General features: G+C 72.8%; 12 protein-coding genes. 3 read left to right on the top strand and 9 right to left on the bottom strand.

All coding sequences use genetic code 11. The features are described from left to right. Positions 1-194 precede the first annotated feature (194 nt). Both lepB and ACFU7Y_RS26595 read right to left on the bottom strand, forming a co-directional pair. The gene (gene lepB / locus ACFU7Y_RS26590) at positions 195-1,193 is read right to left on the bottom strand and encodes a signal peptidase I (RefSeq protein WP_380769880.1); all 999 of its coding nucleotides are present in this window, start codon (positions 1,191-1,193) and stop codon (positions 195-197) included. A 63-nt stretch (positions 1,194-1,256) separates the two neighbouring features. After that, positions 1,257-1,853 carry a helix-turn-helix domain-containing protein gene (locus ACFU7Y_RS26595; RefSeq protein WP_224281116.1) on the bottom strand — a complete coding sequence of 199 codons (597 nt, stop codon included), beginning with the start codon at positions 1,851-1,853 and terminating at the stop codon, positions 1,257-1,259. Between the two features lie 123 nt (positions 1,854-1,976). Between ACFU7Y_RS26595 and ACFU7Y_RS26600 the strand changes: the two genes are divergently transcribed. Next, positions 1,977-2,330 (top strand): hypothetical protein, encoded by a 354-nt coding sequence (locus ACFU7Y_RS26600; RefSeq protein WP_224281115.1) that lies wholly within the window; start codon positions 1,977-1,979, stop codon positions 2,328-2,330. A 6-nt stretch (positions 2,331-2,336) separates the two neighbouring features. Here the strand turns inward: ACFU7Y_RS26600 and ACFU7Y_RS26605 are convergent, their stop codons facing one another. After that, positions 2,337-2,501: a hypothetical protein gene (locus tag ACFU7Y_RS26605; protein WP_224281114.1), complete on the bottom strand. Its 165-nt coding sequence runs from the start codon at positions 2,499-2,501 to the stop codon at positions 2,337-2,339. A gap of 160 nt (positions 2,502-2,661) precedes the next feature. Beyond that, entirely contained in the window at positions 2,662-3,825 is a 1,164-nt protein-coding gene (locus ACFU7Y_RS26610) for a magnesium and cobalt transport protein CorA (RefSeq protein ID WP_224281113.1), read from the bottom strand. 458 nt (positions 3,826-4,283) lie between these two features. On the opposite strand from ACFU7Y_RS26610, the gene ACFU7Y_RS26615 reads away from it, so the two are divergent. Continuing rightward, a complete protein-coding gene (locus ACFU7Y_RS26615) occupies positions 4,284-5,618 on the top strand; it encodes an NAD(P)/FAD-dependent oxidoreductase (protein WP_224281112.1) in 1,335 nt (444 codons plus the stop codon). Positions 5,619-5,662: 44 nt separating this feature from the next. Here the strand turns inward: ACFU7Y_RS26615 and ACFU7Y_RS26620 are convergent, their stop codons facing one another. Beyond that, entirely contained in the window at positions 5,663-6,583 is a 921-nt protein-coding gene (locus ACFU7Y_RS26620; RefSeq protein WP_224281111.1) for a RimK family alpha-L-glutamate ligase, read from the bottom strand. 241 nt (positions 6,584-6,824) lie between these two features. Here ACFU7Y_RS26620 and ACFU7Y_RS26625 point away from each other — a divergent pair, with 241 nt between their 5' ends. Further along, the gene (locus ACFU7Y_RS26625; protein ID WP_380769881.1) at positions 6,825-7,499 is read left to right on the top strand and encodes a hypothetical protein; all 675 of its coding nucleotides are present in this window, start codon (positions 6,825-6,827) and stop codon (positions 7,497-7,499) included. 252 nt (positions 7,500-7,751) lie between these two features. On the opposite strand, the gene ACFU7Y_RS26630 is transcribed toward ACFU7Y_RS26625, so the two are convergent. From ACFU7Y_RS26630 to ACFU7Y_RS26645, 4 genes are read right to left on the bottom strand one after another with little or no spacing between them, the layout of a single operon-like run. Further along, positions 7,752-9,023: an MFS transporter gene (locus tag ACFU7Y_RS26630; protein WP_380769882.1), complete on the bottom strand. Its 1,272-nt coding sequence runs from the start codon at positions 9,021-9,023 to the stop codon at positions 7,752-7,754. Further along, the gene (locus tag ACFU7Y_RS26635) at positions 9,016-10,215 is read right to left on the bottom strand and encodes a cytochrome P450 (protein WP_380769883.1); all 1,200 of its coding nucleotides are present in this window, start codon (positions 10,213-10,215) and stop codon (positions 9,016-9,018) included. Before ACFU7Y_RS26635 ends, ACFU7Y_RS26630 begins: the two co-directional genes overlap by 8 nt. 30 nt (positions 10,216-10,245) lie before the next feature. Continuing rightward, positions 10,246-10,920: a DUF5825 family protein gene (locus ACFU7Y_RS26640; RefSeq protein WP_224281107.1), complete on the bottom strand. Its 675-nt coding sequence runs from the start codon at positions 10,918-10,920 to the stop codon at positions 10,246-10,248. Continuing rightward, on the bottom strand, positions 10,901-12,832 hold the full coding sequence (locus ACFU7Y_RS26645) for a RiPP maturation radical SAM C-methyltransferase (protein WP_224281106.1): 1,932 nt from the start codon (positions 12,830-12,832) through the stop codon (positions 10,901-10,903). The genes ACFU7Y_RS26640 and ACFU7Y_RS26645 overlap by 20 nt, the downstream gene beginning before the upstream one ends. Between the last annotated feature and the right edge of the window lie 144 nt (positions 12,833-12,976).

Consider the following 12,976-nt stretch of genomic DNA (forward strand, 5'->3'; position numbering starts at 1 on the left):
GGACTTAGTCGGTCTCCACCGACCCCCGTAGGGCGGCGAGGGCAATGGCGAAGTCAGTGCCGGGCTCGATCCTGGCGGGCAAGAGGGGTGCAGCCCACCTCCTGAACTCTACAGGCGTGTAGAGTTCAGCGGAGGAGTTCCATCGAAGACGATCGAACCGGGCCGGCCTGTCGGAGTGCGGGGGTGAAACGGCCTCAGCGGTCCTTCCGCGCCCGGGCCCCGTACGCCGACGCCTTGCGCACCGACTCCTCGCGCACCGACCGCCGCCGCTGCCACAGGGCCAGCGGCACGATCCCGGCCAGTGCCGCGGCCGCCGGCGCCGGCGGCGCCTCGAACGGTGCGCCGGCCGCGCCCGCCGCCCCGGCCGGCACCTTGTCGAAGGTGTCCGGGACCGGCAGCGTGGACCAGTCGGACAGCGGCCAGGCGACCACGAAGGCCCGGCCGACCACGTTGTCCACCGGCACGAAGCCGTCGCCGCTCTCGTTGTGGTGCCAGCGGGAGTCCCGCGAGTTGTTGCGGTGGTCGCCCATCACCCACAGCTTGCCCTTGGGCACGGTGACGGTGCCGACCGGGTCGTTGTCGCAGGGCGTCGCGCCGGGGAACAGGTACGGCTCGTCCAGCGCGACGCCGTTCACCTTCAGCGGCGCGCCCGCCTCGCAGACGACGGTGTCCCCGCCGACCGCGATCACCCGCTTGATCAGGTCCTTCTCGTCCGCCGAGGGCATCAGGCCGACGGTGCTGAGCGCCTTCTGGACGGTGCCCATCACGGAGCCGCCGGCGGTCGTCGGGGTGCCCTCCAGCCAGCCGCCCGGATCGCGGAACACCACCACCTCGCCGCGCTCGGGCTCGGCGCCGAACCACGGGGTGAACTTGTCGACCAGCACCCGGTCGCCGATCGCGAGGGTCTGCTCCATCGAGCCGGAGGGGATGGAGAAGGCCTGCACGAAGAAGGTCTTGATGCCGAGCGAGAGCACCAGCGCGATCACCACCAGGATCGGCAGCTCCTGCCAGAACGGGCGCTTCTTCCGGGGGCGCTCGGCCTCCTCGCCGGTCTTCCCGGGAGCACCGGCGCCCGCGCCCGCGCCCTCCGTCACCGCGGTGCCCGTACCCGCCTGCACCCGGCCGTCCCCGGCCTTCTCGCGCTCCCCGGCTCCGTCACTCTCGCCGGACTCCGTGCTCTGCTGCACACTCATTTCCTCGGCCCCTCCCGACGGCCTGGCGGGAGCCGGAACGAAGACCCCCTGTCAGGAACGAACCTACCGAACAGAGGTTCCCGGCCGCGCCCTGACGTGGATGCGCTCGCCCTGCGGTCCGAACAGGCTGAGGAACTCCACCGCCTGCGGGCCCGCGTTGCCGAAGGCGTGCGGGGTGCGGGTGTCGAACTCGGCGGCCTCACCGGCCGTCAGCACCAGATCGTGCGCGCCGAGCACCAGCCGCAGCCGTCCGGACAGCACGTACAGCCACTCGTACCCCTCGTGGACCTTCAGTTCCAGCTCGGGCCCGGTGTTCCGGCCCGGCGGCACGATGTGCTTGTAGGCGTGCAGCCCGCCCAGGTGGCGGGTGAGCGGGACGATGGTCTGGCCGTTCCTGGTCACCGGGCGCGGGTGGATCCGCGGGTCACCGGTGGCCGGGGCGCCGACCAGTTCGTCCAGCGGCACCCGGTACTCCCGGGCCAGCGGCAGCAACAGCTCCAGCGTCGGCTTGCGCTGCCCGGACTCCAGCCGGGACAGTGTGCTGAGCGAGATGCCGGTGGCGGCGGCCAGCGTGGCGAGTGTGGTGCCGCGCTCCCGGCGCAGCGCCCGCAGCCGCGGGCCCACCGTGGTGAGGACGTTCTCGAACTCTTCGTCAGCCATGCCTGCCATTTGCCGCTACGGCAAGCATCGTTGTCAATCCGGCACACGGGTGAGGCCCTCGCCGTCACCCCTGCGGGTCACGACCTCCCGAACGCGCCCACAGGCCGGGCCTATCCTCCCGTCATGCTCATCCTCCTCACCCGGGACAGCGTCGCGGCCGGCGACGACGCCGACGCCCCCCACGCCCGGACCGTCACGCTCCCCGACGGCCTGGACACCCCGACGGCGCTCACCGCCCTCGGGCTTCCCCGGCCCCTGCTCCCGCTGATCGGAGGCGGCCGCGCCACCTGGGTGGTGCGCGGCAACGACGGCACCCCGCTGGCCGTCCTCGCCCAGCAGTGGGCGCAGCCCCGTCCGCTCCCGGCCGGTCAGGGCCCGCTCGACCGCCTGGCCGACGCGGACGGCGCCGTTCGGCTGCACGTCGAGTACCGGCGCCAGCTGGACCCGGCCACCGAGTACGAGCGGCTGCTGGGCTGACCGCGACTAGGGATGCCGGTTCTTCCCCCAGTACGGGAACCCGCTGTCGTGCACCGCGTCCGCGAACGCGCCCCACCAGTCGGCGAACACGAACAGCACCACGCTCACCGCCCCGCCCAGCAGCAGGCCGATCGCCGCCGCCACCACCAGGATCCGTACGATCGCCCCCACCTGGGCCTCCTCCCCGTCCCCGGGAAGGCTCCCCCGCCGGCCCCGAATCGGCACCGAACGTCCTTGGACCGAGGCCGAGTCGTCACCGTCCGGTGAGTAACGGGGACTGCCGGGCGGTACGCACGCGGCCCGCCCGGAAGCCGGCGCTCCGGAGCCCGGCCTACAGCCAGTCCCGCTTCTTGAACACCAGGTACAGCCCGGTACACACCAGTGCCATCAGCCCGATCGCGAACGGGTAGCCGAAAGCCCACCTGAGCTCCGGCATCTTCTCGAAGTTCATCCCGTACACCGTGCCGATCAGTGTCGGCGCGAAGAGGATGGCCGCCCAGGAGGAGATCTTCTTGATCTCGTCGTTCTGCGCGTGCCCCGCCTCGGCGAGCTGCTTCATCTCCTCGTTCTGCCGCTGCGAGACCAGCGTCGCGTTGACGGTCAGGATGTTCTGGAGCATCTGCCGGAAGCCGTCCACCCGCTCGGCGGCGTAGGTGGCGTGGTCGGCGACGTCGCGCAGGTAGCGCTGGAGCTCCTCGTCGGTGCCGTACTTGCCGAAGCCCGCCTCCAGGCTCTTCATGATCTCCAACAGCGGGCGGGTGGCCCGCTGGAACTCGATCACCTCGCGGGACAGCTCGTAGATGCGGCGGGAGACCTGCGGGTCGCCGCCGAACACCTCGGTCTCGATCTCGTCGATGTCGTGCTGGAGGCCGGCGATCACCGGCGCGTAGCCGTCCACCACGGCGTCCAGCACCGCGTACAGCACCGCCTCCGGGCCGAGCGCCAGCAGCTCCGGGTCGCCCTCCAGGCGGCGGCGCACCGCCGACAGGTCCGGGGCCTGGGAGTGGCGGACGGTGAGCACGAAGTCGGGGCCGACGAAGAGGTGGATCTCGCCGAAGTCGACCTCCTCCGCCTCGTCCAGGTACCGGGCGGCGCGCAGCACCACGAACAGGGTGTCGCCGTAGCGCTCCAGCTTCGGCCGCTGGTGGGCGACGATGGCGTCCTCGACGGCCAGCTCGTGCAGGTCGAACCGGTCGGCGGCCTCCAGCAGCTGCGCCTCGGCGGGGCGGAAGAGGCCGATCCAGGCCATCGTGCCGGGTCGGTCGGGCAGCCTGCGGTAGATGTCGGCGAGGTCGGTGGGCGCCTCTATCCGGAGGCCGTCCCGGTAGACCGCCGCGTCCACGACCGAACGTTCCAGTGTCACCGGTTCCACCGGCTGGTCCGGGCGCGGGTCCATCGAGTGCTCGGGCGCCGGCTGGGAGTCCGCCGGCCGGACGACGGAACGGGAGAACGGACGCTTGCTCGCGCGCACGGCGCGCACACGCCAGTCGGACATGGCGGAGACCTCCACGGTGGATGCCCGGCCGACGTACGGGAACACGGCGGACCGGAGGCGCCCGGCCGGCCGCCACGCGCACGGCGTGACCGGCGGCGCCTCGCCGGGAGGACGAGATCAGTGCCGCGCGGGAGCCGTACGGGAGGAGGTGTGCCGGGGGCCGCGAGTGGTGCGGGACAACCGGGGGCGGGGCCGACTTCGGCCCGTACTACTGCACTCCACGGCTCTCACCTCCTCGCCTCCACGCGCTCACGCACCGGGAGAGGCGCCAGCACAACCCCGTCGAGTCTAGTACCCGCACGCCCCGGGCTCCGACCGGGGCCCTGCCGACACCCGTCCGGGCAGCTTCAGCCGTACGACCGCTCCTGGCCGGGATCGTCAACGGCCTTCCTGCCGGCGAGTGTTCGTCCGGAGCGAAGTGATCACACTGAGGCGATGGCGCCACTACGCTACGTGTCATGACTTCTTCGAACGGGGCCCCGGGGCGGGGTACCGCGGTGGTGATCGGCGGCGGGCTCGCGGGGTTGGCGGCCGCATGGGCGTTGCGGGGGTTCGCCGAGCGGATCGTCGTGGTGGAGCGGGACCGGTACCCGGCCGGGGCGGAGTTCCGGGCCGGGGTGCCTCAGGGCCGGCACGCGCACCTGGTGCTGGAGGCCGGGCACCGGCTGCTTGAGGAGATGATGCCCGGCATCAATCAGGAGCTGATCGCCGCGGGCGCACGGCGGGTGGCCGCCTCGGACGTCAGGTGGCTCTGCTCCGCCGGGTGGCTGGCCGAGTACCCGGCGCAGGTGGGCTTCCTCTCCTGCACCCGGCCGCTGCTGGACGCGTTCGTGCTGGACAGGGTCCGCACCCATCCCGCGATCGAGTTCCTGGAGGGGACGGACGCGGTCGGGCTGCTCGGCTCGGCGACCGCGGTGACCGGGGTGACGGTCCGCGAGCGCGGCCCGGAGCGCAGCGAAGTCCGTGAGATACCGGCCGAGTTGGTGGTGGACGCGACGGGCCGCTCGACCTCGGTGCCGAAGTGGCTCGCCGAGCTGGGCTGCCCGCCGGTGCCCGAGGAGCGGGTCGACGCCGGCGTCGCGTACACCTCCCGGATCTTCCACCGCCCGGCCGGGTCCGACCTCGGCGACCAGGCGGTCTACCTCCAGACCAAGGCGCCGGACGCGCAACGGATGGGCGTGCTGCTGCCGGTCGAGGGCGACCGCTGGATCGTCAGCCTCGCCGGGATGCGCGGCGCCGAACCAGCGGCCGGCGAGGAGGGGTTCGCCGAGCACCTGGGCCTGCTGCGCGACCCGCTCCTGCGCGAGATGCTGCGGGACGCCGAACCGGCGGGCGAGGTGCGCGGCTTCCTCCCCGGCCCGGGCGTGCGCCGACGCTACGACCGCGGCTGCCCGGACGGCCTGGTGGTGGTCGGCGACGCCGCGAGCACCTTCAACCCGGTGTACGGGCAGGGTGTGACCGTCGCCCTGTTCTGCGCCCGGGAGCTGCGTCGCACCGCGAAGCGGCACGGCGGCATCGGGCCTGCCACGGCGCGGGCCGCGCGGCGCGCCGTGGCGGCGGCGTCCAGGCTTCCGTGGATGATCTCCTGCGCCGAGGACGCCCGCTTCGGCGCCACCACCGGCGCGCCGTCCGGCGCCCTGATCGGGCTCCAGCACCGCTTCTTCGACAAGGTCCTGGCCGCCAGCACCCGGGATCCGGCGGTCACCGCGGCGTTCCACGAGGTGATGTCGCTGGTGGAACCGCCGTCGCTGCTGTTCCGGCCTTCGGTGCTCGCGGCGGTCCTGCGGGACTGAGGGGCCGGGGGCCGCCACCAGGGCGGCCCGGCGCGCTGCGGATGCTACTCGGCGAGGTGCGCCGCGACGTACGGCAGCGCCACCTGCTCCAGGCCGCGGCGGCCGAAGGCGGGGTGGACGTTGACCTCGAAGACCACCCCGCCGCTCTCGGCGGCGAGGTCGACGCCGGCGAGGTCGAGCCCCAGGCACGCGGCCGCCGCGATGGCCGTCTCCGCGAGCCCGTCCGGCAGTTCGGTGTAGTCGAGCAGGGTGGAGACGGCGCCCCGGCTCTCGTTGCAGGGCGCGTCCGGGTCCGCCTGGACGTGTTCGACCGCCCGGACCACGCGCCCGTGCAGCACCACCACCCGGTACTGGTGGCGGCGTCCGTCAGGCAGGAGGTTCCGGGCGTCGCGGGCGATCAGCCAGTCCGCCCCCGCCCGCGCGTAGTGCCGCGCAGCGGCGTCGAGCTGGGCGCGGGTGGTGACGTGGAAGACGTCGTCGCCGCCCATCCCGATGCAGGGCCGGGCCCAGACGTCGCCGCCGAGTTCCGCGAAGGCCTCGGCGGCGGCCTCCGGGCTCGGCTTGGAGAGCGCGATGCTGGGCATGTGCGGCACGCCGTCCCTGACGAAGCGGGCGACGGTGATGTCCTTCTCGGTGGCCGCCCGCCACGCCTCGGCGTCGGTGCCGAGCGAGCGGGCGCCGCATCCGCGCAGCCGGCGCTGGCAGTCCTCGAAGGCGCGGCGCCTGTGTGGCGGGATCTCGTAGACGATCACCGTGTCGGCGGTCACCGTCCGGCCGCCCGCTTCCAGCCGGAACCCGCCCGAGTCGTCGGCCTCGATCAGGCCGCTGCCTCCGGTCATGAAGTGCCGGGCGTCCAGGTGCACGGGTTCCCGCCCGGTCAGCGTCCGCGCGGCGGCGGCGAGCACCTGCCGGCTGCCTTCGGTCGAGCCGTGATCGGTCAGGAGTACGAGGTCATGTCGAGCCATGCGGACATGCAAGCGATTGCGACGTGACCACGACAAGATGGCCTCGTGCGCCAATCCCCGCGCGGCGTGGCCGAAACCCCGTCGCCGCGGGCGGGAGGGGGCGGCGCACAGCCGAAGCTCTGATCATGACAAGCCGACCGTGCCACGACGCAGCTGGCCGACTTCGTGCGAACGCCGAATAGAATCCCGGTGGTCGAGCGGGATTCCTGGCGATGGCAGGGCCGGGCGAGAAGGGGGCGCCATGGGGCCCATACCGGGCGCGCGGGAAGAGCTGGACCGGCTGGGCCAAGCCCTGCGGGCGCGACTGGTCGAGCTGATCGACGACTTGGCCCCCGGCAGCGATCCGAGCCTGCTGTTTCTCGACGAGCCGAGGATCGTCGGCTGGCACGAACCGCTCCGCTACCAGTACGCGGCCGGCTGCTTCAGGGGGAAGCGCCCCGCGAATGTCAGTACCACCGACATCGTGTCCCGTGCGGCCGCCCTGCTCGACTCGGCGGGCTGGGAGGTCGCGACGTCGCAGGAGGACGCCAGTGGGACGCCCCGCACCGTGGTCACCGGCCGCCACGACGGCTGCAGCATCGAGATCCGTGTGGCCGACCACGGATCCGACACGTGGTTCGGCGGGCAGACACCGGCGATGGCCCTGTACGAGCCGGAGGAGTTCCGGCGGCCGGAGCCGGTGCACACGGCCGAGACCGTCACGGCCGGATACGTGCTGTGCTACGAGTGCGACGGTCTGGGCTGGTGTTACGACTGCGGGGGACGCGGCTGGCTGCCCGACGAGACTCACGGGCGGAGACACTGCCCCGCATGCCACCGGCGCCGCGTCTGCGTGATCTGCCAGGGCGCGGCACAGCTCTCCGTCTCCGACTTGTCACCGTATCAACGCGGCCATTACCCCGAATTGGGCCGGTAGCGGGTCGCCGAGTCTGCCGGCCTCGCCTGTGCGGGAGCGTGCTGCGGGTATGCGGTTCGTGTGCGGCATCATCCCGTGTGCGTCACGAGGCGCAGTCCACGACAGGGCTTGGGGAGCGCCCGGTGCCCGGGAAGGGGCACGCCGGGTGCGGGAAGCCGTCCGGGGAAACGGCCGGTCGAAACACCGCAACCGCGTGCCGGGCCCGGTCGGCCGCGAAGCCGGGCAAGACCGCACCAGGCGTGGGTGGTGGCCTCACAGCTCGCGGATCTCACGCCTGGTCAGCGCGTACCCGAACGCGCCCAGTAGGCAGAGCCCGGCCGTCGCGAACACCCCCCGGCTCCCGAACGCGTCCACCGCCGCGCCGGCCGCGATCACCGAGACCGGGAAGACCCCCAGCGCGCAGAAGGTGATGGCCGCCATGACCCGGGCCAGCAGCGCGGGCGGGGTGCTCTTCTGCACACCGGTGACGACCAGGACGTTGGTCACCGTGCTGGCGCCGCCGGCCAGGCAGAGCAGCAACACGGCGCCGACGAGGCCGGCGAACGGCACCAGGCCGATCGCCGCACCCATCACCAGGCCGGAGAGCATCGCCGTGCGGCCCCGCGAGCGCAACTCGGTGAGGCCGGCAGCGAACAGGCCGCCGACCAGCGCGCCGCCCGTGAACGCGGCCAGCAGCAGGCCCAGCCCGACGGCACCGGCGCCGAAGCCGTGGGTGGCCAGGGTCGGCAGGGCGACCCTGGTGGCGCCGCCCACCGTCAGGTTCGCGATCACCGTCACCGTCAGCACCGCGCGCAGCAGCGGCGATTCCCGCAGCAGGCCGCGGAAGTTCCTCGGCACGCAGGCGCGTTCGGAGATCGGGCTGGGTGCTGCGACGAGGCTGCCGCGACCGATCAGCAGCAGCGTCGCCGCCGACACGGCGAAGGTCGCCGCATCCAAGCCCAGTGCGGCGGCCGGGTTCAGCCAGGCGACCAGCGGGCCGGCCACCGCCGGGCCGAGCAGACCGGCGCCGAAGGTGACCGTACTGTTCAGGGCATTGCCCGCGTGCAGGTCCTCGGCGGGCAGGAGGGTCGGGGTGATCGCCCAGGCGGCCGGCAGGAACACCCCTGCTCCGAGGCCGACCAGCAGCGCGAGCCCGCCGATCAGCCAGAAGTCCGCCGCCCCGCCGGCCGCGGCCGCGCACAGCCCGGCGGTGGCGAGCAGCCGGCCGAGGTCGGCGGTCAGCATCACCCGCCAGGCGCCGAACCGGTCGGCGAGCATCCCGCCGAGCGGGGTGGCGGCCAGCCGTCCCGCGCCGTAGGCGGCGACCACCAGGCTCAACTGGCGGGCGCCGCCGGCGAGGGAGTAGACCAGCAGCGGCAGGGCGACCACCTGGAACGCGTTGCCGAACTCCGAGGTGGCCTGCCCGATCACCAGCAGTCGATAGCCGCGCGAGCGCAGCGGCGCGACGCCGATCCGGGGGCGGAACCGCAACAGCTCCGCCGCGCCGTCTGCTCCCGCGCTGCCCGTCCCCGCGCCGCTAGCCATCGAGCGAGACCGGCAGCGACTCCAGGCCGCGCAGCATGATCGTGTTGCGCCAGGGCAGGGTCTCCTCCGCGACGGCCAGCTCGATCCGCGTGAAGCGCTCCAGCAGGCCGGTCAGCGCGACCTCGCTCTCCAGCTTGCCGAGGAAGGAGCCGAGGCACCGGTGCAGGCCCTGCCCGAAGGCCAGGTGGCCCGGATCGCCGCGGTCCAGGATCAGCCGGTCGGGATCGGTGAAGCGGGCCGGGTCCCGGTTGGCCGCACCGAGCGAGAGCAGCACCAGCTCGTCCGCCGGGATCTCCACGTCGTCGACCATGACGTCGGCGTTCGTGAACCGCAGTGTGGCCATGCTCACCGGAGACTCGTAGCGCAGGAACTCGTCGATCGCGGCCGGCATCGCCGCCGGGTTGGCGCGCAACCAGGCGAGCTGGTCGGGGTGGTGGAGCAGCGCCAGGGTGGCGGTGCCCAGCAGGTTGACCGTGGTCTCGTGACCGCCGATCAGCAGCAGGAAGACCATCGAGAACACTTCCTGCTCGGTGAGTTCACCGGCGTCACAGGCCTGCACCAGGTCGGTCAGGATGTCCGCGCTCGGTGACGTCCGGCGGGCTGTCATCAACTCCCGCAGGTAGTCGTTCAGTTCGGCGGTGGCCTGGTCGAACGTCATGTCGCCGCCCTGGGTGAGGATCGCCGTCGACCAGGTGCGGAAGGCCTGCATGTCCTCCGGGGGGAATCCCAGCAGCTCGCAGATGATCATGATCGGCAGCGGGAAGGCGAAGTCCGTCACCAGGTCGGCGGTCTCCCGCCCGCGCAGCCCGTCCAGCAGGCCGCCGGCGATGCGCTCGACCAGCGGTCGCATCAGATCGACCCGCCGGCGAGTGAAGACGCCCTGGATCAGCCGGCGCAGCCGGGTGTGGTCCGGCGGGTCACTGTTGAGCATGTGGACCACCTCCGAACCGAGCGTCAGGCCGGCGCCCCGCCCGCTCGCGATGGCCTGGCTACGGCGGACGTCCTGCCCGAAGCGCGGGTCCAGCAGCGCGGCCCGGACGTCCTGGTAGCGGGTCACCAGGTAGACCGGCAGGCCCTCACCGAACTCCACGACGGAGACCGCGCCGGCCTCGCGGATCCGGGCGAGCGTGGGATAGGGCTCGCGGATGAAGGCGGACATCCGCGCGGCGGCGTCGTCGACCGCGGTGGTCATGGATCTCTCCTCGGGCTCGAACTCTCGCAACTACACGGTCAGCGACGGGAAAGGCCAGCGGCGCACCCGCATGGGCAGGAACCACGCGCGGCCGGCCTGTTCGGCGATCAGACCGGCCTCGGCGAAGTCCCGGTGGACGGCCTCCGGCAGCAGGCCGGCCTCGACGCCCTCGGCCAGCGCGTCCACCTGTGCCAGGTGGCCCGGCTCGTCGATGGTGAACAGCTCCAGCGTCCCGAACCGGCGGTCGCGCACCTCGACGAAGCCGGGGCCGCGCCGGAAGACGCACTTGCTCGGGTAGTACGTGGCGCGCCAGTCGGCGACGACGTCCTGTGGGGCGCCGGTCAACTGCTCGGGCGGGTACAGATGGTGGAACCGGCGCTGCGCTGCGCAGCCGTCCGTGCAGACCGCCTGCCAGAGCACGGCCAGCCCCTGCCCGGTCGCCTCGCGCAGCAGCATCAGCGCCCGCGCGGAGGCCGCCGGCGCGTCCCGGCAGAGCCGCACCGGCTCGGTCAGCCGCAGGCAGCGGACCCCGGCGCGGTGCAGCTCGGTGACCTCCGTCTGAGCCGGGCCGGGCAGAATTCGGCGACCGAGCGCGAAGCCCGGCAACTCCCGGGCGACGGGGTCGTAGTCGAGCCAGAGCTCGACCTCCGGGCCGGCCGCGCGCCAGGAGGCGGCATCGGTCCGTTCAGCCGATCGTGACGGCATCGAGCACCTCCTCGGTGCGAGGACGGACGGCGGCGGGGCCGTGCCGGTGCTGCATCCGCATCAGCACCTGGTTGTCGGACTCGACGGCGACCTGCAGGAAGCTGTCCCCGTCGTGGAACAGCAGGCCCAGCGCGGTGAAGCGCTCCAGCACCGGCTCGACCGCCGCCGCGCCGCCGGGGACCTTGGCGGCCAGCGCGGCGGCCGAGCGGGGCTGGGCCAGCAGCCGGAAGGCGGCGAGCTCGACCGGATCGGTCAGCTCGACCACCCGCCAGTCGTACCCGGGCCGGGTGTTGACGAGCACGATCCGCCCGTCCGCGTCCCGGTAGCTGAGCCGGCTGTCGGGGAACCGTGCGAGCCAGGTGTCCACGGCCGCGCTCAGCCGCTCCGCGAGGTCGCCGCCGATCCCGCGCGGCGGTGCGGTGAACACGTAGGCCAGTTCGGCCAGTTCGCTCTCGGGAAGGCGGTAGGTCGCACGGTACTGGAAGGCCGGCCGGGTGATCGCGAAGCCCAGTTCGGGGCGGTCGAAGTACGGGCTGAACCGCTCGATCGCGATCCGTCCCGCTCCGGTCGGCGGGTCCAGGTGGTGCAGCACGGGCAGTTGGCGGATCACCGACTCGTAGTCGTCCGGCTGCTCGCCGGGGAAGCCGTAGAGGTAGTTCCAGGTCACCGAGACCCCGGCGCTCTGCGCGTCCCGCAGCGCGCGGACGTTCTGGCAGCCCGTCACCCCCTTGTCCATGATCCGCAGGACCCGGGTGCTCAGGCTCTCGATGCCGGGCTGCACCTGGGCCGCGCCCGAGTCGCCGAGGAGCTGGAACTGGTGGCGGCGCAGGTTCGCCTTGATCTCGAAGTGCAGCCGCAGATCGACCGGGAGTTCGGCCAGCGACTTCAGGACGGTGTCGAAGTAGCCCATGTCCAGAATGTTGTCGACCACGTAGACGTCCAGCAGCTGGTGGCGTTCGGCGAGCGCGAGCACCTCGGCGAGGAAGTCCGCCGGCGGCTTGGAGCGGAACTCCATCGAGGAGCCGTTGAGCCCGCAGAAGGTGCAGTGGTGCTTCTCGCCCCACCAGCAGCCCCGGGAGCCTTCGAGGACCAGCTTGGGATCGACCCAGCCGGCCGCGACGGAGGCGTCGAGCCGCTCGAAGAAGCCGTCGTAGCGGGGCGTCAGGATCGCCGCGGGCGGCAGCGGACGCTTCGCCATCTCGTTGGCCGTCGATTTCCCGGAGCCGTCGCGCCAGCACAGCCCGGGGACCGCGGAGAGGTCGCCGCCTTCCAGGAGTGCCGGGAAGGCGGCCTCGCCCTCGCCGCGCACGACGTAGTCCAGGAAGGGGAAGTTGCGGTGCAGCGCGGCGCCCTGCGGACCGTCACAGTTCGCGCCGCCGAACACCGTACGCACCTGCGGGCACCGCTGCTTGAGGAGCTTCGCGGCGGCGAGGCTCGCGGTGTTCTGCTGGAAGGTGGTGGTGAAGCCGACCAGGTCCGGTGGGTCGGCGGCGAGTTCTTCGACCAGTCGGGCGATGAACGCGGGGGCGATCGCGCGGGTGGCCCGGGTCAGCGCGATCTCCTGCTCGCTCGCGCCGTTGGCGGCCAGGTGCTCGAAGTAGCTCGCGAACTCGGCGGCGCCGTCGGTGCTGTCGTCACCGTCCCCGGTGCCGGGGGCCGGGACGTCCTCACCGTACAGCGCACCGGCGAACGCCCAGTCGCCCGCGCCCTGGAAGTAGGACTTCTCGGAGAAGTACTGGTAGTCGTCCACGCCGAAACCCGCGGTCTCGGCCGCCCAGTCCACGAAGTCCAGGTTGGCGTACCGCACTTCCACCTGATGGCCGGCGCGTTCGGCGGCGGTGTGCAGGATCCCGAGCGCCAGCGACGGCACGTCGATCGCGCCCCAGGGCATGTGCAGCAGGACGATACGCATGATGGCCACTTCTGTTGTTCGCAGGCGGTCGGTGAGGTGTCGCTCCGGGGCACCGCAGATGCCCCCGCGGGGCAGTCGGTTACATGGCCCTTGGTTACCGCGTTCGCGTACGCAGGCCGCTGGGGGGCAGCGCCACCCCCCGGG

Source organism: Kitasatospora sp. NPDC057542 (assembly GCF_042801945.1).
Lineage (GTDB): Bacteria > Actinomycetota > Actinomycetes > Streptomycetales > Streptomycetaceae > Kitasatospora.